This is a genomic window from Paracidovorax konjaci, from assembly GCF_900112675.1.
In the GTDB taxonomy this organism is placed as follows: Bacteria; Pseudomonadota; Gammaproteobacteria; order Burkholderiales; family Burkholderiaceae_C; genus Paracidovorax; species Paracidovorax konjaci.
Map to the genome: position 1 here is coordinate 329,780 of NZ_FOMQ01000005.1, position 19,432 is coordinate 349,211.

Sequence of the window (19,432 nt, forward strand, 5' to 3'; positions counted from 1 at the left end):
GAAATGAAAGTGTGAAAAGTCAGCGGGCAGCGCCGGTTGCCGCGGCACCGCGGTGACGGGCCCAGCGCAGCAGCAGCGCCCGCTGCCCCCAGAAGAGCACGGCCAGGGCACCCAGCACCCAGGCCCAGTTCGACGGCTCGAAGCCGGGCTGGCCATGGCGCACGGGCAGGCCCGTGGCTTCGACCAGCAGCGCGGCCTCCAGCACCGCCAGAAGCGCCGCGGCAACGGACAGCGCAGCAGCCCGGCCCGGCGCCACGGCCGGCACGGTGCCGGCCGCGGCGCGGCGATGGCGCGCCAGCCGCACGCAGATGCCGAGGCCCACCAGGGCGAGCAGCCCCGCCAGGGCCACCTTGCCCACCGCCAGCGCGGCCGACGCGGAAAAGAGCGCGCCGCCACCGGCGACGATCTGCACGCCCTCGGCCAGCGCGGAGGCGATGCGGGCACGCCGGCCGCCGGACGCGGATGCACGGACGGGCGGGGGCCCGCCGGAGCGCCGCCAGCGCATCACCGCGGCTCCGTCCACGGAGCCAGCAGCGCATGCCCCTCGGCCCAGTCGCCCAGCCCGGAGGCGGCATTCAGGTGGCCGCGCGCGCCCGCGTCCACGAAGCGCGCGCCCCAGGCGGACGCCAAGTCCCGCGCGCGCTCCAGGCTGCAGTACGGGTCGTCCTGGCTGCCCACCAGCGTGGCCGGGAACGGCAGCGGCTGGCGCGCGATGGGCGACCAGCCGGGCAGCATTTCGGCAATGTCGGGCCGGTCCACGTCGCCGGGCGCCACCAGCAGCGCGCCGCGCACCTTGGCCGCGTGCCGCGTGTGCGCCGCCCACCAGGCCGTCAGGATGCAGCCCAGGCTGTGGGCCACCAGCAGCACGGGGCCGTCGGCGTCGCCCACCACCTCCTCCAGGCGGGCCGACCAGTCGCCACGCAGCGGGTGCATCCAGTCGTGCTGCTCCACGCGCCGGTAGCCGTACAGGCGCTCCCAGCGGCTTTGCCAATGGTCGGGGCCGGAGTTCTGCCAGCCCGGCAGGACGAGGATGTTGCTGGTATTCATGCTACTTTATTGATAGCAAACTATTGAATGGATCCGGCGGCATGGAGCACATTTCATGCCGAACCATGACTTTGGGGGCCTCGGGGCACCCGGGGTGCCGCCGGGCCGGCTCACATGCGCTTGACGCGCTTGACCATCTCCCGTGCGAAGTCCACGAAGGCCTGGCTCCCCTTGGCGCCAGGGTCGAACACCACGCCCGGCAGCCCGTAGCTCGGCGCCTCCGCCAGGCGCACGTTGCGCGGGATCACGGTGTCGAACACCTTGTCGCCGAAGTGGTCCTTGAGCTGTTCGCTGACCTGGTTCTGCAGCGTGATGCGCGGGTCGAACATGACGCGCAGCAGGCCGATGATCTGCAGGTCCTTGTTGAGGTTGGCGTGCACCTGCTTGATGGTGTTGACGAGGTCGGTGAGGCCTTCGAGCGCGAAGTACTCGCACTGCATCGGCACGATCACGCCGTGCGCGCTGCACAGTCCGTTGAGGGTCAGCATCGAGAGGCTGGGCGGGCAATCGACGAGGATGAAATCGAAGTCCTTGTCCACCGCCGCCAGCGCGCTCTTCAGGCGCCGCTCGCGCTGCTCCAGCGCCACCAGCTCCACCTCGGCGCCGGCCAGTTCGCGGTTGGCACCCAGCACGCGGTAGCCGCAGGCCTCCGACAGCACGGCCGCTTCCTGCACCGACGCAGATTCCAGCAGCACGTCGTACACCGTGAGTTCGAGCGAGCGCTTGTCCACCCCCGAGCCCATGGTGGCGTTGCCCTGGGGATCAAGGTCCACCAGCAGCACGCGCTGGCCCACCTTCGCAAGCCCCGCGGCGAGGTTGACGGAGGTGGTCGTCTTGCCGACGCCGCCCTTCTGGTTGGCAATGCAGAAAATCTTGGCCATGGAGAGAGAAGAAAGAGAGAAGCGGGAAAGACGGTGGCGTCAGCTTGCGCGCCGCGCTACCGGGACACGGCCAGCTTGATGCCGAACCCGATCAGGAAGACGCCTGCGAGCTTTTCCAGCGCCCGGGCCACGGCCGGCCGGGCACGCATGCGCTCGGCCATGCGGTGCGTGAGCAGCACCACGGCCAACCCGTAGAGGAAGGTGAGCGCCGCGATGGTGGCGGCCATCACACCGAAGGTCAGCAGCCCGCGGTGCCGGGCCGGATCGACGAACAGCGGAAAGAAGGCCATGTAGAAAACGATGGCCTTGGGGTTGAGCACGGTGATGAACGCGGCCTGGCGGAAGTAGTGGCGCGGCTGGATGGTGAGCACGGGCGCCGACCCGGGCCGCGCCAGCAGCATCTTCGCGCCCATCCACGCCAGGTAGGCCGCTCCGAGCCATTGCACCGCATGGAAGACGGCCGGCATCGCCGCGAGCAGGGCCGCCACGCCAGCCACGGCCATCCACAGCAGCACCTGATCGCCCGCGATCACGCCCAGCGTGGCCGCCAGTCCGGCGCGCACGCCGCCCTTGCCCGTGGAGGTGACGAGCGCCAGATTGCCCGGGCCGGGAATGGCCAGGAACAACACGATGGCGGCGACGAAGGCGCCGTAGTCCGCTATGCCAAACATGAGCACCCCCGGAAAATGGAAGCGGGAGTTTAAGCCAGCGGTCTGCCGTGCGGCCGCATCCAGACGATGCAACGCTCGGCGTCCAGCCCCGGCACGGTCAGAGGTTCCACGTGAAACACCTCGACCTGGCGCGGCAGGGCCGCGATCTCGTCCGCGGGGTGCCTGCCCTTCATGGCGAGCCACGTACCGCCCTCGGCCAGGGCCGATTGCGACCACGTGACGAAGTCCGGCAGCGACGCGAAGGCCCGGCAGCTCACTACCTCGAACGGGCCGGACAGGCTCTCCACGCGGGCATGGATGCCGTGCAGATTGCGCAGCCGCAGCGACGCCGCCGACTGCTGGATGAACGCCGCCTTCTTGGCCACGGTGTCCACGCAACTCACGTCCAGGTCTGGGCAGCAGATGGCGAAGACCACGCCCGGCAGCCCCCCGCCGGAGCCCACGTCGAGCAGGCGGCGCACCGCGCCCGCGGGGGCGGCGCCCTGCTCCGCCAGGTGCCGGCGCAACGGCGCGACGGCGGCCAGGCTGTCGAGCAGGTGGTGCGTGAGCATCTCCTGCGGATCGCGCACGGCGGTGAGGTTGTAGACCTTGTTCCACTTCTGCAGCAGCGCGAGAAATTCGAGCAACTGCGCATGCTGCACGTCGGACAGCTGCAGGCCCAGGGCCGCGGCACCTTCGCGCAACGGAGCCGCCAGGGGCCCTGCGTCCGGTACGGCCGCCGTCACGCCGCGGCCTCCGCGGCAGGCTGGGCCGTGAAGCCCCGGAAACCGCCCTTCTTCAGATGCACCAGCAGAAGCGACACGGCGGCCGGCGTCACCCCCGAGATGCGCGAAGCCTGGCCCAACGTCTCGGGGCGGTGCTTCTGCAGCTTCTGGCGCACTTCGATGGAAAGCGCGGCCACCTGCATGTAATCCAGCTCGCCCGGCAGTTGCAGGGTCTCGTAGTGCGAGGCCCGCTGCACCTCGTCCTTCTGGCGGTCGATGTAGCCCGCGTACTTGGCGGCAATTTCTACCTGCTCGATCACCGGAGCGCTCAGTTCACCGAGTGTTTCACGTGAAACATCCGCGGAGGCGTACTTGCCGCCATCCATGCCCATGAGGGCAGCGTAGGTGACGTCCGGGCGGCGAAGCAGGTCGAAGAGGTTGTATTCGTGCTCGATGGCCTTGCCGAGTACGCGGGCGGATTCCTCGGCCGGCAGGATGCGCGGATTCACCCAGGTGGCCTTGAGGCGCTCGGTCTCCCGCGCCACGGCATCGCGTTTGCGGCTGAAGGCGTCCCAGCGTGCATCGTCCACCAGGCCCATGCGGCGGCCGGCTTCCGTCAGGCGCATGTCGGCGTTGTCTTCGCGCAGCTGGAGCCGGAACTCCGCCCGGCTCGTGAACATGCGGTAGGGCTCGGTCACGCCCTTGGTGATGAGGTCGTCCACCAGCACGCCCAGGTAGGCCTCGCCACGGCCCGGCAGCCACGACGCCTCGCCGCGGCACTGCAGGGCGGCATTGATGCCCGCGAACAGGCCCTGTGCCGCAGCCTCTTCGTAGCCCGTGGTGCCGTTGATCTGGCCCGCGAAGAAGAGGCCCTGGATCTGCCGCGTCTCGAAACTGCTTTTGAGCGAGCGCGGGTCGAAATAGTCGTACTCGATGGCGTAGCCGGGCCGCAGGATGTGCGCGTTCTCCAGCCCGCGCATGGAGCGCACGAGGTCGTACTGCACGTCGAACGGCAGGCTCGTGGAGATGCCGTTGGGGTAGAACTCGTGCGTGGTGAGGCCCTCGGGCTCCAGGAAGATCTGGTGGCTGTCCTTGTCGGCGAAGCGGTTGATCTTGTCTTCCACGCTGGGGCAGTAGCGCGGCCCCACGCCTTCGATCTTGCCGGTGAACATGGGGCTGCGGTCGAACCCCGAGCGGATGATCTCGTGCGTGCGCTCGTTGGTGTGCGTGATCCAGCACGGCATCTGGCGCGGGTGCATGGCCGCGCTGCCCATGAAGCTGAACACCGGCACGGCGCCTTCGTTCACGCCGCCCGGCATGCCGTCGCCGGGTTGCTCCTCGCACTGGCTGAAGTCGATGCTGCGGCCGTCGATGCGCGGCGGCGTGCCGGTCTTGAGCCGACCCTGCGGCAATTGCAGCTCTTTCAGGCGTGCCGACAGACTCACTGCCGGCGGATCGCCCGCGCGGCCGGCCGCGTAGTTGTTCAGGCCCACGTGGATCTTGCCGTCCAGGAAGGTGCCCGCCGTCAGCACCACCGTGCGCGACCGGAAGCGGATGCCCACCTGCGTGACCGCGCCCACGACGCGGTCGCCCTCCACCATCAGGTCGTCCACGGCCTGCTGGAAAAGCCACAGGTTGGGCTGGTTCTCCAGCATGCGGCGGATGGCCGCCTTGTAGAGCACCCGGTCGGCCTGCGCGCGCGTGGCGCGCACGGCCGGGCCCTTGGAGCTGTTGAGGATGCGGAACTGGATGCCGCCCTCGTCCGTGGCCAGTGCCATCGCGCCGCCCAGCGCATCCACCTCCTTCACGAGGTGGCCCTTCCCGATGCCGCCGATGCTGGGGTTGCAGCTCATCTGCCCCAACGTCTCGATGTTGTGGGTGAGCAGCAGGGTCTTGCTGCCCATGCGGGCGGCGGCCAAGGCGGCTTCGGTGCCGGCATGGCCTCCGCCGACAACGATCACATCAAATTCCTGGGGGTACAGCATGCAGTGGCTCCGGGGCCTCGAAAGAGGGAGCGGCCCGATAGGGACAGGGCGCAGGCCGGGCCGCCGGCGGGCGCCGTGCCCGCGCGATCCGGGGGAGGCGCGGGCGGGTAGGTTGGGAAAGCCCGCGATTTTCCCACTTCGGCCCCGGGCGCGCCACTGCCGCGGCCGATGGCCCTGCCTGCGGGCTGTCTTGGCGGGCGATGTTTCACGTGGAACACGGCTTGCAGGAATCCTGCCCTCGGGGTGTGCTGCAATCGCGCAATGCCAAAACTCCTCGTTTTCGCGGGCAGCGCCCGCCAGCAATCCTTCAACCGCCGCCTGGCGCGCGCCACCGCCGACATCGCCCGCGAGGCCGGTGCGGAGGTCACGCTGCTGGAACTGTCGGATTTAGACATCCCCTTCTACAACGCCGATCTGGAATCGCAGGGCACGCCGCGCGACGTGGTGCGCCTGAAGGAGATCCTGCACGCGCACCCGGCCTGGATCGTGTGCTCGCCCGAATACAACGGCAGCTACACGGCCCTGCTCAAGAACACCTTCGACTGGGCCTCCAGCCCCGTTGCCGGGCACCCCGTGTGGGGCGACGGCACCCTGCCCTTCCGGGGCAAGGTGGTGGGCATGCTGAGCGCCTCTCCGGGCGGGCTGGGCGGGTTGCGTTCGCAGGGCCACTTGGCGCCCCTGCTCGTCAACCTGGAGTGCTGGCTGGCCCCCAAGGCGTTCGCACTGGGCCATGCGGGCAATGCTTTCGATGCAGAGGGCGCTCTCGTGGAGCCGGCCCACCGCGACCGCGTGCGCGCGGTGGTGGACCAGGTGCTCTGGGCCGGCCAGCGCCTGGCTGGCTGAGGGCCGCGGCGGCATGGGCCAGGAGTGCCGGGCAGGCTGCGGGGCCTGCTGCATCGCCCCCTCCATCAGCAGCCCCATTCCGGGCATGCCCGAGGGCAAGCCCGCAGGCGTGCCCTGCGTGCAGCTCGATGCAGCGCTGCGCTGCAAGGTCTTCGGCCAGCCCGGCAGGCCGGCCGTTTGCGGATCGCTGCAGCCGGGCACGGCCATGTGCGGGGACACGCGGGCGCACGCCATCGCGTGGCTCGGCCGGCTCGAAGCCCTCACCGCGCCCGACTTGGGATCGGTCCGGCCACCCCGCGCCGGCCCGTAAACTGGGCGCTCCGCCACTGTCCAGAAAGCCGCCATGTCACGCGAAGCCGAGTTTCAAGCCATTGCCCGGGAACTGGGCTACGACTTCAACGGAGAGATCAAGATCGGCGGCAACTACACGCCCACCGTGCGCCACGGCAACGAGGTCTATGTGAGTGGCCAGATTCCCCGTGTCGGCAACGAGGTGGTGGTGACGGGCCGCGCAGGCGGCGAGGTTCCGCTGGCCGAGGCGCAGCGCGCCGCCCGCATCTGCGCCATGCGCGCGCTCGCGCTGCTGCGGCAGACGCTGGGCTCGCTGGACCATGTAGCGCGCCTGCTGCGCATCACCGTCTATGTGCGCTCGGCCGAGGGCTTCACCCAGCAGAGCGAAGTGGCGGACGCCGCCTCCGACCTGCTGGTGCGCGTGCTGCAGGAGGCCGGCGCGCATACGCGCACTTCGGTGGGCGTGCTGGAGCTTCTCAAGGGCGCCACCGTCGAGATCGACCTGATCGCCAGCGCCTTGTAGGCCGGCGTCTGCAACCCGGCCGGGCGGCAGCAGAGAAGCACGGTTCGCTATAGGATGCCGGGCTTGTCCATTGCCTTCAGAACCTGACCATGAAGCTTTACTACAGTCCCGGTGCCTGCTCGCTTTCCCCCCACATCGCCCTGCACGAAGCCGGCCTGGCCTTCACCCCCGTGCTCGCCAGCACCAAGAGCCACAAACTCCAGGACGGCACGGACTACTACACGATCAACCCGCTGGGCTACGTCCCCCTGCTCGAACTCGACGACGGCACCCGCCTGCGCGAAGGCCCGGCCATCGTCCAGTACATCGCCGACCAGGCCCCCCTCAAGAACCTGGCCCCGGCCAACGGCACCCTGGCGCGCTACCGCCTGCAGGAGTGGCTGAACTTCATCAGCACCGAACTGCACAAGGGTTTCAGCCCGCTCTTCAACCCCGCCACGCCCGATGACTACAAGACCATCGTGCGCGAGAAGCTGCTGTCCCGCCTGCAATGGGTGGACGGGCAGTTCGCCGGCCGGGACTGGCTGCTGGGCGAGCATTTCAGCGTTGCCGACGGCTACCTGTTCACCGTCTGTGGCTGGGCAAAGCACGTGGGCCTGGACATCACCCACCTGAAGAACCTGGGCGCCTACCTGGAACGCGTCGGTGCGCGCCCCGCCGTGCAGAGCGCGCTCAAGGCCGAAGGCCTGCTGAAGTAACCCCGGGAATGCGGAGCGCGGTGCGCTTCGCCCCGGCCTAGGGTGGCGGGGTGTTGTTCCACGTGAAACCTTCCGCCGCTTCCGTTCGATGGGGTGGGCCTCTCCGGTCTGCGCAGAGCACACGCTCCCGGCTTGGCGGGCCGGCTGCCTAGCACAGCCCACCGCGGCAGGCTGACGCCTGTGCAGGCATTCCCCCGACGCCTCGGGTCTTGCGATGGCGCACTGCAGCATCCGCCGATCCGGTTTAATTTCGGTGCCGTGGCGCCCTCCTCCGGTGCCTCCTGCCGCAGCGGCACGTCTCGCCCGGCAGCCCAACGAACCGCAAGGAAACATCTGCCCATGACCACTCTGTTCGATCCCGTCCAGGCCGGCGACATCGCGCTCGCGAACCGCATCGCGATGGCTCCTCTGACCCGCAACCGGTCTCCCCAGGCGATTCCCAAGGACATCACCGCCACGTACTACGCGCAGCGCGCCACGGCGGGCCTGCTGATCACCGAGGCCACGGCCATCAGCCACCAGGGCCAGGGCTATGCCGACGTGCCGGGCCTCTACGGCACCGAGCAGCTCGACGGCTGGAAGAAGGTCACTGCGGCGGTCCATGCGCGTGGCGGCAAGATCGTGACGCAACTCTGGCATGTGGGCCGCATCTCCCACAACGACCTGCAGCCGGACGGCCAGGCTCCGGTGGCGCCTTCGGCGGTCACCGCCCAGTCCAAGACCTACCTGGTGGACCGCGCCACCGGCGAGGGCCGCTTCGTGCCCACCTCGGCCCCGCGCGCCCTGGCGCTCGAAGAGCTGCCCGGCATCGTCCACGACTACGCCGCGGCCGCACGCAACGCCGTGCAGACGGCCGGCTTCGACGGTGTGGAGATCCATGGCGCCAACGGCTACCTGCTCGACCAGTTCCTCAAGACCGGCGCCAACCAGCGCACGGACGACTACGGCGGCAGCATCGAGAACCGCGCCCGCCTGCTGCTAGAGGCCACGCGCGCCGTAGTGGACGCCATCGGCGGCGGCAAGGTGGGTATCCGCCTGTCGCCCGTGACGCCGGCCAACGACATCGTGGACGCCGATCCGCAGCCGCTGTTCGACTATGTGATCCGCCAGCTCGCGCCGCTGGGCCTGGCCTACATCCACGTCATCGAAGGCGCCACGGGCGGCCCGCGCGATGTGGAAGGACGGCCCTTCGACTACGCCGCCCTCAAGTCCGCCTACCGCGAAGCGGGCGGCCGGGGTGCCTGGATGGTGAACAACGGCTACGACGCCCAACTGGCCGCCCAGGCCGTGGAAAGCGGCGAGGCCGACATCGTGGCCTTCGGCCGCCCCTTCATCTCCAACCCCGACCTCGTCGAGCGCCTGCGCAAGGACGCACCGCTCAATCCCTGGGATTCCAAGACCTTCTACGGCGGCGGCGAAAAGGGCTACACCGACTACCCGACCCTGGGCGGCTGACCGGCCGCGCCGCCGTGGCCCCGGGGCCACGGCCAGCCATGCACAAGGGGCCCTCCGAGGGCCCCTTGTGCCGTCCAGGCCACGATCTGGAGTGTTTTTTTGTCCATGCCGGCGTCTTTATTGCATGATTAGCTATCAAAACCATAGTGAAGCCGAGCACCATGATCACCTGCACCCTGCGCTACGTCATCGACCCGTACAAGCTCGCTGAATTCGAGCACTACGGCCGGCTCTGGATCCCCCTGGTCGAGCGGTTCGGCGGCCGCCACCACGGCTACTTCCTGCCGTCCGAAGGCGCCAACAACATCGCGCTGGCGATGTTCACCTTCCCCTCGTTCGCGGCCTACGAAACCTATCGCCAGCAATCGCTGCAGGACGGCGAGTGCCTGGCGGCCTTCCGCTACGCCGAGGAGACGCGCTGCATCCTGAGCTACGAGCGCAGCTTCTTCCGGCCGGTTTTCGGCGCGGACCAGGGCTGAAACGCCCGGCAGCGGCAACCGGTCCGGTCGCATGGAAATCCTCTTCGTCGTCGCGCTGGGCGCGGCCGTGGCCGGCTTCGTGCAGGGCCTGTCCGGGTTCGCCTTCGGCATGGTCGCCATGTCGTTCTGGGCCTGGGTGCTGGAGCCCCGGCTGGCCGCCGCGCTGACGGTGTTCGGCGCGCTCGCCGGGCAGCTCGTGTCGGCGTTTTCCGTGCGGCGCGGCATGCGCCTGGGCCTGCTCTGGCCCTTCGTGCTCGGCGGCCTCGCCGGCATTCCGCTCGGCGTCGCCCTGCTCCCGCGGCTGGACGTGGACGCGTTCAAGGCCGTGCTCGGGACATTGCTGGTGCTCTGGTGCCCTGCGATGCTGCTGGCGCGGCACCTGCCGCGCATCACCGCGGGCGGCCGCTGGGCCGACGGCGCCGTGGGCCTGGCGGGCGGGGTCATGGGCGGCATCGGCGGCTTCACGGGCGTGCTGCCCACGCTGTGGTGCACGCTGCGCGGCTTCGAGAAAGACACCCAGCGCGCCGTGATCCAGAACTTCAATCTGTCCATGCTGCTGGTCACCATGGGCACCTACCTCGCGGGCGGCATCGTCACGCGCGACATGCTGCCGATGTTCGCCGTGGTGGCCCCGGCGATGCTGGTGCCCTCGCTGCTCGGCGCGCGCCTCTACATCGGCATCAGCGAGGCCCGCTTCCGCCAGGTGGTGCTGGGCCTGCTCACGGCGTCGGGGGTCGCGCTGCTGGCGGCGTCGGTGCCGCGGCTCGCGGCGCGGCTGGGCTGACACCGGCCAGCCGGCCCCTACGCGATCGCGAACACCAGCCCCGCGCGCAGCCCCTGCCCGTCCGGCCCGGTGCCCAGCACCAGGCGCGCGCCCAGCAGTTCGGCATAGCGGGCGACGATGGCCAGGCCCAGGCCCGCACCCTGGCCCAGCCGCTCGCCTTCGCGGCCCTGGGCCCAGCGCTGCAGCAGATCGGTGCGCTGCGCCTGCGCGATGCCGGGGCCGTTGTCCACCACGGCCAGCACCACGCAGCCGCCCGGCGCGCCCTCCACGGCGCCAGCCGCTTCGCGCACGATCTCCACGGTGATGCGGGGCGGCGGCCCGCCTTCCGCGGGCCGGCCGTAGCGCAGCGCGTTGTCGATCAGGTTGCCCAGCACGCCTTCGATGAGCAGCGGCTGGCCCGGCACCACCACGCGCTGCTCCAGCCCGCGCGCCCCCAGGTCCACGCCGGCCGCATCGGCACGCGGCAGGAAGCGCAGCACGGCCTCCTGCACCAGCTCGTCCAGCGCCACGGGCTGGCGCGGCATGGCGCCGCGCACCTCGTCGGCCAGGGCCAGGGCGAGCAACTGGTCCACGAGGTGGCTGGCGCGCGCTTCGCTGTCGGCCACGCCGGCCAGTTGTTCGCGCCAGACCGCCGGGTCCTTGTGGGCGAGGCCGTAGGCGGCCAGCGCGCGGATGCCGGCGAGCGGCGTGCGCAGCTCGTGCGCGACATTGCCGGCGAATTCGCGCTGCGCGCGCACGCCCTGGGCCACGCGCTCCAGCAGGCCGTTGACGGCGGCTCCCAGCTGCTGCACGTCGCGCGTGGAGGCCTCCACGGCCACCGGGTCGAGGTCGCGCGCGGCACGCGCCGACAGCTCCGCCTGGAAGGCCGCCAGCGGCTGCAGGTCGTCCTGGATGGCGCGCCGCAGCCACAGCGCCAGCGCGACCAGCAGCAGCACCTGCGAGACCACCGAGTAGAGCAGCACGCTGCGCAGCATGGCGCTGCGCGCATGCACAGTCTGCGCGGTGACCACCTCGAAGGGCTGAGGGTCGTTCACCAGCACGCGCACGGCCCGCAGCGCACGGCCGCGGTGGCTGATGTCGGAGAAGCGGTAGGCATCGTCGCCCCGCGGCGGCGGCGCGGGCAGGCTGGCGTTGCCCGCCAGCAGCGTGCCATCGGGCCGCAGCACGGCGAAGTACACGGTCTCCACCTGGTCGAACAGCACCGATTTCAGCTCGCGCGAGGTCAGGGCCAGGTCGAGCGTCCCTTCCTTCAGGCGCACGTTGGCCGCCACCGCATAGGCATCGTCGAGCAGGGCGCGGTCAAAGGCACGCTGCGTGAATCCGTTGGCCACCAGCACCGAGATCGCCGTGCCGGCGAACCAGGTCAGCGCGAGCGGCACCAGCACATGGCGCAGCAGGCGCGCACGCAGCGACGGCGGTGACGGTGCCGGCCCCGCCGTCGCCGCATGCCCGGAAGGCGGCTGCGATGGCTGCTGCGGCAGGGGGTCCGGCCCGGCGGCGCTCATGCGGCCTCCGTCGGCGCATCCCCGGGGGCGCCGGCCTCCAGCATGTAGCCCAGGCCGCGCAGCGTGCGGATGCCCGCGCCGCTGCCCTGCAGCTTCTTGCGCAGGCGCGAGATGAAGGCCTCCAGCGCGTTGTCGCCCAACAGGTCGTCGAAACCCGAGAGCTTGTCCGAGAGGGTGCGCTTGCTCACCACGCGGCCCGGCGGGGTCATCAGCTCCCAGAGCACTTCGAACTCGCGCGCGGGCAGCTCGAACGGCGCGTCCTGCAGGGTGAAGCGGCGTGCGCGCCGGTCCAGCACGAGCCCGCCCGCGCGGGTGCGGTCGTCGGCGCCCTGGGTGCGCCGCACCAGGGCGCGCAGGCGGGCCTCGACCTCGGCCAGGTCGAAGGGCTTGCCCAGGTAGTCGTCGGCGCCCGCATCCAGGCCGGCGATGCGCTCCTCGGTGCGGTCGCGCGCGGTGAGCACCAGCACCGGGGTGCGGTCGCCCCGCGCACGCGCCGCCCGCAGGACGGCGAGGCCGCTGCCCAGCGGGCTCGCCGGGGCCGCGTCCTGCGGCAGGTTCAGGTCGAGCAGCACCGCATCGAAGGGCTGGATGCTCCAGAAATGGTCGGCCTCGGCCACAGTGGTGGCGGCGTCCACGCGGTGGCCCGCATCGGTGAGGCTGCGCAGCATCACGCCGCGCAGCACGGCATCGTCTTCGACTACGAGGATGCGCATGGGCTGGAAGGGTCCGCAACAGGGGTTGGAAAAAGAGGGTCCGCGCCGCGGACCGTGCCTGCATTGTGGCGCGGGAACCCCGCCGCGCGGTGGCCCCGTCCCCCGGGCGGGGGCGCGCCGGGGGGTCTGCGCAGCGAAAGGACGCTTCTGGTCAGGCAGCGGTCAGGCAGCCCGGCCGATAAAGGCGCCATGCGCCCCATCACCCTCCCCGTCCTTCGCCGTGCAGCAGGCACCCCGGCCTCGGCGGCCGCCCGCTTCGCCGCCGGCCTGCTGGCCTGCAGCGCCCTCGGCGGCCTGCCCGCAGCCCATGCCCAGGCCACGGCCCCGAACCCTCCCGCCACGGCCTCCAGCCCGGCCGGCGTGCCCCGCGGCACCGGCTGGACGCTGGCCCAGGCCCTCGCCGCCGCACGCGACAACAGCGAAGTCATGCAGGCCCGCCAGGAACTGGCCGGCGCCCGCGCCGACGTGCTGAGCGCCGACCACGCCCCGCTGCCCTCGTTGACCACCAAGGCCAGCTCCATCGATCTGCAGCACGGCCCCGGGCCGGGCAACGTGTTCACCCGCAAGCGCATCGACAAGTCGCTGGGCATCGACTGGACCTGGGAGCGCGGCGGCAAGCGGGCCCTGCGCACCCAGGCGGCCGAACGCACGGCCGATGCCGCCCACGCCGACGTGGAAGACACGCAGATCCAGCAGTTGCAGGCCGCCCTGGGGGCGTACTACGACCTGCTGGCCGCGCAGGACCGGCTGGCGGAGGTGTCCGCCATCGAGCGCGGGCTCTCCGACGTGGCCCGCATGGCCGACCGCCGCGTGCAGGCGGGCGATCTGTCGGCACAGGATGCGGCCCGCACCCGCATCGAGGCCGACCGCGCACGCGCCGACACGCGCTCGGCCGAGCAGGCCCGCGATGACGCTGCCCTGGCCCTGGCGCAGGTCACCGGCAGCCGGGGCCCGCGCCTGGAAGCGGTGGACACGCCCTGGCCCGCGCTGGGCAGCGATGAGCCCGCCACCGACGCCGACCTGGCCAGCTGGGCCGAGACGCGCGCCGATGTGCGCGCCGCCCTGGCCCGCGCGCAAGCCGCCCAGGCCGCGCTGGAGGGGGCCGACGCGTTGCGCAAGTCCGACTGGACGGTGGGCGCTTCCATCGACCACTTCCCCGGCACGTCCACCCGGCAGGTCGAGCTGCGCGTGCAGATCCCCCTGCAGTGGGGCTACCAATACCAGGGCGAGATCGGCCGCGCCCAGGCCGACTATGCCAAGGCCCAGGACGCGCTGGACAACACCCGCCGCCTCGCGCTGCTGGACCTGCAGCACCTGCGGCAGGCCCAGGAGAGCGCCTCGCGGCGCGCCGCCGACTACGACCAGGGCGTGCTGCCGCGCGCGCGCCAGGTAGCCGACAACGCCGAGCTGGCCTACCGCAAGGGCGCCATCGCGCTCACCGACCTGCTCGACGCCCAGCGCACGCTGCGCGCCACGCTGCTCGATGCGCTCTCCGCCCGTGCCGACTACGCCAAGGCGCGCGGCGCGTGGCTGCTGCGCACACGGCCCCAGTCGCTCACCGGCATGCCCTGAAGCCGCCTGCCCGCCCCCCTTGCCTTCCGCCCCGCAACCGCATTCCTTCCCGGACATCCCGACCATGATGGCTCCCCTCTCCTCCCTTTCCCCATGGCGCCCGCGCGCGCGCGGCCTGCTGGCCCTGGCCGCGATCGGTGCCGCATGCGCCCTGCTGCCGGGCTGCGGCAAATCGTCCGCCGAGGCGCCTCCCACCGCCGAACCCGCGCCGCCCGTCGTCCAGTCCGGCCAGCTCCGGTTCCCGGCGGGCCACCCGCAGCTCGCGCTGCTCGGCACCGCCGAGGCACGCGCCGCCAAGGACGTGGCCGTGGAGCTGCCCGCGCGGCTGGTCTGGAACGAGGAGCGCACCCAGCGCATCTATCCCGCCTTCGCGGGCCGCGTGACCACGATGCACGCCGACCTGGGCCAGGCCGTGAAGGCGGGCGCGCCGCTCGCGCTGCTGGCATCGCCCGATTTCGGGCAGGCCCAGGCAGATACCGCCAAGGCGACGGCGCTGCAATCGCTGTCGCAGCAATCGCTCAAGCGCCAGCGCGAGCTGTTCGAGGCCGGCATCGTCGCCCGCAAGGACCTGGAGCAGGCCGAGGCCGATGCCGCTGGCGCCCGTGCCGAAGTAGCCCGCGCCGCGGCGCGCACGCGCCTCTATGGCGGCGGCGGCGCGGTGAACCAGCAGCTCGCACTCACCGCCGGCATCGGCGGCGTGGTGGTGGAGCGCAACCTCAACCCCGGCCAGGAAGTGCGCCCGGACCAGTCCGGCCCCGCCCTCTTCGTGGTGACCGACCCCACCTCGCTGTGGGTGCAGATCGATGCGCGGGAAGCCGACCTGGCCTCCCTGCGGCCCGGGGACAGCTTCGTGCTGCAGGTGCCCGCCTATCCCGGAACCAGCTTCACCGGCAAGGTGACGGCCACGGCCGATGCCATCGACCCCGGCAGCCGGACGATCAAGGTGCGCGGCGTGGTGCCCAACGCCGACCGCCGCCTGAAGGCCGAGATGCTGGCCACCGCGCGCGTACAGGAAAGCCGCGCCAACGGCGTGGTGGTGCCGGCCGCCGCCATCGTGCTCGACGGCACGCAGCACGTGGTCTACGTGCGCCGCGAGGCCGGCGTGTTCGAGCCGCGCAAGGTCGCACTCGCGCAGGAAGGCCCAGGCGAGGTCATCGTCGCCTCGGGCCTGCAGGCCGGCGAGGCGGTGGTGAACCAGAACGCCCTGCTGCTGGCCCGCCAGTTCCAGGCCGCGGCCGAAGACGCCGCTCTCACGAAGAAGGCGGCCCCATGAAGCGCCTGATCCACTACGCGCTGCACCAGCCGCTCTTCATCGTGCTGGGCGTGCTGCTGTTCGCGCTCGCGGGCGTCATCGCGTTCAAGAACCTCTCGGTGGAGGCGTTTCCCGACGTGACCGACACGCAGGTCACCGTGATCGCGCTCTTTCCGGGCCGCGCGCCCGAGGAAGTGGAAAAACAGGTCACGCTGCCCATCGAAACCGCGCTGGCGGGCCTGCCGAATTCGATCCGCGTGTTCTCGCACACGCAGTTCGGGCTGTCGTTCACCGTGGTCACGTACGACGATGCGTCCAACGTGAACACCGTGCGCCAGCAGGTCGCCGAGCGCCTCTCCACCGTGGACCTGCCCGCGGGCGTCCAGGCCGAGATCGCACCCAACGCCACGCCGGTGGGCGAGATCATGCGCTACCGCCTGAAGGGCGACGGCCTCTCCACCACCGACATCCGCACCCTGGAGGACTGGACCGTCGAGCGCGCGCTGCGCCAGGTGCCCGGCGTGGCGGACGTGGTGGCCATGGGCGGCGCCATCAAGCAGTACGAGGTGCAGCCCGACATGGACAAGCTGCGCGCGTACAAGGTGAGCTTCCAGAACCTGCTGGACGTGCTGGGCCGCAGCAATGCCAACGCCGGCGGCAGCTACGTGGCGCAGGGCGCGCAGCAATACACCATCCGCGGCCTGGGCCTGCTGGGGTCGGCCGAGGACATCGGCCGCATCGTGGTGACTTCGCGCAATGGCACGCCCGTGCTGATCCGCGACATCGCTCAGGTGCGCATCGGCGCCGTGCCGCAACTGGGCGTGGTGGGGCAGGACCAGGACGACGACATCGTCACCGGCATCGTGGTCATGCGCAAAGGCGAGAACCCGAGCGTGGTGCTCAAGGGCGTGAAGGACAAGATCGCCGACCTGAACGCGCGCGGCCTGCCGCCGGGCGTGCAGATCGTGCCGTTCTACGACCGCACCTGGCTCATGGACAAGACGCTCACCACCGTGTTCCACAACCTCGTGGAAGGCGCGCTGCTGGTGTCGCTGGTGCTCTACATCTTCCTGTCGAACCTGCGCGCCAGCCTGGCCGTGGTGGTGGTGATCCCGCTCGCGCTGCTGTCCACCTTCATGGGCCTGAAGATCATGGGCGTGCCGGCCAACCTGCTGAGCCTGGGGGCGATGGACTTCGGCATCATCGTGGACGGCGCGGTGATCGTGATCGAAAACATCATGCACCGCCTGGCCGAGCGCGGCGAGGACATGGACGACCGCGACCGGCGCGACACCATCATCGAGGCCGCCGGCGAAGTGGGCCGGCCCACGCTGTTCTCGATGCTCATCATCATCGCAGCGCACATCCCCATCTTCGCGCTGCAGCGCCACGAGGGCCGCATCTTCCAGCCCATGGCGCTGTCGGTCACCACCGCGCTCATCGGCTCGCTGGTCTTCTCGCTCACGCTGGTGCCGCTGCTGGCCTACTGGCTGCTGCGCCGCAAGCTGCCGCACGGCGACAACCGCGTGGTGGCGCGCGCCAAGCGCCTCTACGCGCCGGTGCTGGACTGGGCGCTCTCGCGCCGCCGCACGGTGGTCATCATCGCGCTGGCGGTGTTCGGCGTGGCGATGGTCGCGGCCTCGCGGCTGGGTTCGGAATTCCTGCCCGAGCTGGACGAAGGCACCACCTGGGTGAACTTCAGCCTCTCGCCCAACGTGTCCACCGCCGAAGCGGCACGCATCCTGCGCATGGCGCGCCGCGCGCTGCTGTCCGTGCCGGAAGTGCGCACCACCGTCTCCAAGGCCGGGCAGCCCGAGGACGGCACCGACCCCAAGACCATCCCCATGGCCGAAATCTTCGTGGACTTGAAGCCCGAGGATCAGTGGCGCGCCGGCATGACGCGCGAGAAGATCACCGAGGAGATGGGCCGTGCGCTCTCGGCCATCCCCGGCATCGACCCCGCGTTCTCGCAGCCCATCCGCGACAACGTGCTCGAATCCATCTCGCAGATCAAGGGCCAGATCGTCATCAAGCTGGCCGGCGACGACCTGGTGGAGATGAAGCGCATCACGGAAGAAATAGCGCGCGAGGTCAAGCAGGTGCAGGGCGTGGCCCGCGCCGAGATCGACCGCGAAGGCCAGGTGCCGCAGCTGCTCATCGACATCGACCGCGACCGCGCCGCGCGCTACGGCCTGAACGTGAGCGACATCCAGGACGTGATCGAGGCGGCCCTGGCCGGCAAGGCCGCCACCAACCTGTGGGAAGGCGAGCGCAAGTTCGCCGTGGCCGTGCGCCTGCCATCGGACGAACGCACCATCGCCAACCTGCCGCGCACGCCCATCGCCACGCCCGACGGGGGCTACGTGCAACTGGGCGACGTGGCGAAGATCCGCGAAAGCTCGGGCGCCATGAACATCGCCCGCGAGGCCGGCCGCCGCACCACGGCCATCGGCATCTTCATCGCCGGGCGCGACATGGGCTCGGTGGTGGCCGACATGAAGGGCCGCGTGGAGAAGAACGTGAAGATCCCGTCCAACTACCAGGTCAACTGGTCGGGCGAGTTCGAGAACCAGGAACGCGCCATGAAGCGCCTCTCGGTGGTCGTGCCCATCTCGCTGCTGCTGATCTTCGTGCTGCTGTTCGACGCGTTCAAGTCGGTCAAGATGGCCTCGCTCATCCTGCTGAACGTGCCCCTGGCGCTCATCGGCGGCTTCGTGGCGCTCTGGGCCTTCGGCATCCCGCTGTCGGTCTCGGCCGCCATCGGCTTCATCGCGCTCTCGGGCCAGGCGGTGCTCAACGGCGTGGTGATGCTATCGGTGTTCCAGCAACTGCAGGCCGGCGGCGCCAGCGTGGTGGAGGCCGTGCGCCAGGGCTCCATGCAGCGCCTGCGCACCGTGCTCATGACCGCCCTGCTGGCCATGCTGGGCCTGCTGCCCATGGCCCTCTCGCACGAGATCGGCTCGGAAACCCAGCGGCCCCTGGCCATCGTGGTGATCGGCGGGCTGGTGACGGCGACGATGTTGACGCTGGTGGTGCTGCCGGCGCTGTATGTGGCGTGGTTCGGGCCGAAAGAGAAGAGAAAGGGATCGCAGGCCCTGGTTGAAGCCTGACCATCAAGAAAAGAATGGCCTGTTCACGCTGCATCGGGCGGCGTGAACAGGCTTTTTTGTTTCTGGCGCAGGCGGAGAGGCTGTGGAGCGAGCAAAGCTTGGGAACCCCAATCTTTATGCAAAGCATGATTGAAAGTCACGTGACTTTCGATCGAATCACGTTATCTTCTTTGCCTGATCCCGCCGCAGCCCGCAGGCCCGGACACACACCACTGGCTGCGCCGGCCGCAGGCAGTGTGTCTCCGTCACACCTTTCATCGTGGATACGATCGCACACTGCCCCGTTCCAAAACGGGCTGCGGAGCAAGCCCAGCCATCCGTTTGGAACCGACAACTACCGTGCCCCATTTCCTGACCCTATGGAACAACCACCCATCGACCCGGGGAGAGAGCCCTCTTCTGGATCCCAGGAGCTATGAAAACCAATGCGCCATCAACCTGTCCGCCGCATTGATGCGGTCAGGCGTGGACTTCAAAAGTTTTCGGGGGGTATGGTCGTGGCAGAAGAATGCAACGAAATACCCGATACGCGCGCAGGAGCTTGCAAGCTGGCTCGCCGCAGGGAGGTCGGGCCTGCCGATACGAGTGGAAAAATTCGGTGGAAAAGAAGCCTTCGATCAGTCCGAGGGAAGAGTCGGAATCAAAGGCCGAACCGGCATCGTCTTCTTCCAAAACTATTGGGGCCCAGGCACCCAGGGCGATCACATCGACCTTTGGAATGGCAGCCGCTGGACTGATTGGTGGTCCTGGAGCCGCGTGCATTTGCGCATAGGAAACTTTGGCCTCCACAGCCTCTTCAGCGACATATCAGACGTGCAGAAGTCTCAATCCATCTGGTTCTGGCATTTGCCATGAGAAAAGCCATCTACACTTTTTTTGGATCCATCTGCGGGGTTGTGTTGGCCGTATTGCTCTTCGC

The 19,432-nt window shown here is 70.1% G+C and carries 19 protein-coding genes; 11 read left to right on the forward strand and 8 right to left on the reverse strand.

The genetic code is table 11. The annotated features are described in order from the left end of the window. Nucleotides 1-19: 19 nt before the first annotated feature. The 6 genes from BM144_RS10040 to mnmG form a co-directional block, all read right to left on the reverse strand. A complete protein-coding gene (locus BM144_RS10040) occupies nucleotides 20-523 on the reverse strand; it encodes a hypothetical protein (RefSeq protein WP_245783611.1) in 504 nt (167 codons plus the stop codon). After that, nucleotides 505-1,047, reverse strand: coding sequence for an RBBP9/YdeN family alpha/beta hydrolase (locus tag BM144_RS10045; RefSeq protein ID WP_092951712.1), 543 nt, complete (start codon nucleotides 1,045-1,047; stop codon nucleotides 505-507). The genes BM144_RS10040 and BM144_RS10045 overlap by 19 nt, the downstream gene beginning before the upstream one ends. A 110-nt stretch (nucleotides 1,048-1,157) precedes the next feature. Then, the gene (locus tag BM144_RS10050; protein ID WP_092951714.1) at nucleotides 1,158-1,928 is read right to left on the reverse strand and encodes a ParA family protein; all 771 of its coding nucleotides are present in this window, start codon (nucleotides 1,926-1,928) and stop codon (nucleotides 1,158-1,160) included. A 56-nt stretch (nucleotides 1,929-1,984) separates the two neighbouring features. After that, nucleotides 1,985-2,599 carry a LysE family transporter gene (locus BM144_RS10055; RefSeq protein WP_092951715.1) on the reverse strand — a complete coding sequence of 205 codons (615 nt, stop codon included), beginning with the start codon at nucleotides 2,597-2,599 and terminating at the stop codon, nucleotides 1,985-1,987. 29 nt (nucleotides 2,600-2,628) lie between these two features. After that, nucleotides 2,629-3,294 carry a 16S rRNA (guanine(527)-N(7))-methyltransferase RsmG gene (gene rsmG, locus BM144_RS10060; protein WP_092951865.1) on the reverse strand — a complete coding sequence of 222 codons (666 nt, stop codon included), beginning with the start codon at nucleotides 3,292-3,294 and terminating at the stop codon, nucleotides 2,629-2,631. 26 nt (nucleotides 3,295-3,320) lie between these two features. After that, the gene (gene mnmG, locus BM144_RS10065) at nucleotides 3,321-5,288 is read right to left on the reverse strand and encodes a tRNA uridine-5-carboxymethylaminomethyl(34) synthesis enzyme MnmG (protein ID WP_092951717.1); all 1,968 of its coding nucleotides are present in this window, start codon (nucleotides 5,286-5,288) and stop codon (nucleotides 3,321-3,323) included. A gap of 261 nt (nucleotides 5,289-5,549) precedes the next feature. Here mnmG and BM144_RS10070 point away from each other — a divergent pair, with 261 nt between their 5' ends. The 7 genes from BM144_RS10070 to BM144_RS10100 all read left to right on the forward strand — a co-directional run bounded on the left by BM144_RS10070 (nucleotide 5,550) and on the right by BM144_RS10100 (nucleotide 10,361). Beyond that, nucleotides 5,550-6,131, forward strand: a complete 582-nt coding sequence (locus BM144_RS10070; protein ID WP_092951719.1) for an NADPH-dependent FMN reductase — start codon at nucleotides 5,550-5,552, stop codon at nucleotides 6,129-6,131. Nucleotides 6,132-6,144: 13 nt separating this feature from the next. Further along, on the forward strand, nucleotides 6,145-6,441 hold the full coding sequence (locus tag BM144_RS10075) for a YkgJ family cysteine cluster protein (protein ID WP_139225687.1): 297 nt from the start codon (nucleotides 6,145-6,147) through the stop codon (nucleotides 6,439-6,441). Nucleotides 6,442-6,474: 33 nt separating this feature from the next. Next, nucleotides 6,475-6,945, forward strand: a complete 471-nt coding sequence (locus tag BM144_RS10080; protein ID WP_092951723.1) for a RidA family protein — start codon at nucleotides 6,475-6,477, stop codon at nucleotides 6,943-6,945. An 89-nt stretch (nucleotides 6,946-7,034) separates the two neighbouring features. Then, a complete protein-coding gene (gstA, locus tag BM144_RS10085) occupies nucleotides 7,035-7,643 on the forward strand; it encodes a glutathione transferase GstA (protein WP_092951725.1) in 609 nt (202 codons plus the stop codon). 339 nt (nucleotides 7,644-7,982) lie between these two features. Then, nucleotides 7,983-9,098 carry an alkene reductase gene (locus BM144_RS10090; RefSeq protein ID WP_092951727.1) on the forward strand — a complete coding sequence of 372 codons (1,116 nt, stop codon included), beginning with the start codon at nucleotides 7,983-7,985 and terminating at the stop codon, nucleotides 9,096-9,098. A gap of 161 nt (nucleotides 9,099-9,259) precedes the next feature. After that, complete coding sequence (locus BM144_RS10095) at nucleotides 9,260-9,577, forward strand: NIPSNAP family protein (RefSeq protein WP_092951867.1); 318 nt, start codon at nucleotides 9,260-9,262, stop codon at nucleotides 9,575-9,577. 31 nt (nucleotides 9,578-9,608) lie between these two features. Then, entirely contained in the window at nucleotides 9,609-10,361 is a 753-nt protein-coding gene (locus BM144_RS10100) for a sulfite exporter TauE/SafE family protein (protein ID WP_092951729.1), read from the forward strand. 17 nt (nucleotides 10,362-10,378) lie between these two features. Here the strand turns inward: BM144_RS10100 and BM144_RS10105 are convergent, their stop codons facing one another. Next, a complete protein-coding gene (locus tag BM144_RS10105; RefSeq protein ID WP_092951731.1) occupies nucleotides 10,379-11,866 on the reverse strand; it encodes a sensor histidine kinase in 1,488 nt (495 codons plus the stop codon). Then, nucleotides 11,863-12,579, reverse strand: a complete 717-nt coding sequence (locus tag BM144_RS10110) for a response regulator transcription factor (RefSeq protein WP_092951733.1) — start codon at nucleotides 12,577-12,579, stop codon at nucleotides 11,863-11,865. The genes BM144_RS10105 and BM144_RS10110 overlap by 4 nt, the downstream gene beginning before the upstream one ends. A 189-nt stretch (nucleotides 12,580-12,768) precedes the next feature. On the opposite strand from BM144_RS10110, the gene BM144_RS10115 reads away from it, so the two are divergent. From BM144_RS10115 to BM144_RS10130, 4 genes are all read left to right on the forward strand, one after another. Next, nucleotides 12,769-14,151, forward strand: coding sequence for a TolC family protein (locus BM144_RS10115; RefSeq protein WP_092951735.1), 1,383 nt, complete (start codon nucleotides 12,769-12,771; stop codon nucleotides 14,149-14,151). 64 nt (nucleotides 14,152-14,215) lie between these two features. Further along, nucleotides 14,216-15,424 carry an efflux RND transporter periplasmic adaptor subunit gene (locus BM144_RS10120; protein WP_092951737.1) on the forward strand — a complete coding sequence of 403 codons (1,209 nt, stop codon included), beginning with the start codon at nucleotides 14,216-14,218 and terminating at the stop codon, nucleotides 15,422-15,424. Further along, a complete protein-coding gene (locus tag BM144_RS10125; RefSeq protein WP_092951739.1) occupies nucleotides 15,421-18,513 on the forward strand; it encodes an efflux RND transporter permease subunit in 3,093 nt (1,030 codons plus the stop codon). The genes BM144_RS10120 and BM144_RS10125 overlap by 4 nt, the downstream gene beginning before the upstream one ends. Before the next feature lie 339 nt (nucleotides 18,514-18,852). Further along, nucleotides 18,853-19,368 carry a type VI secretion system amidase effector protein Tae4 gene (locus tag BM144_RS10130; protein WP_092951741.1) on the forward strand — a complete coding sequence of 172 codons (516 nt, stop codon included), beginning with the start codon at nucleotides 18,853-18,855 and terminating at the stop codon, nucleotides 19,366-19,368. The last annotated feature ends 64 nt before the right edge of the window (nucleotides 19,369-19,432 follow it).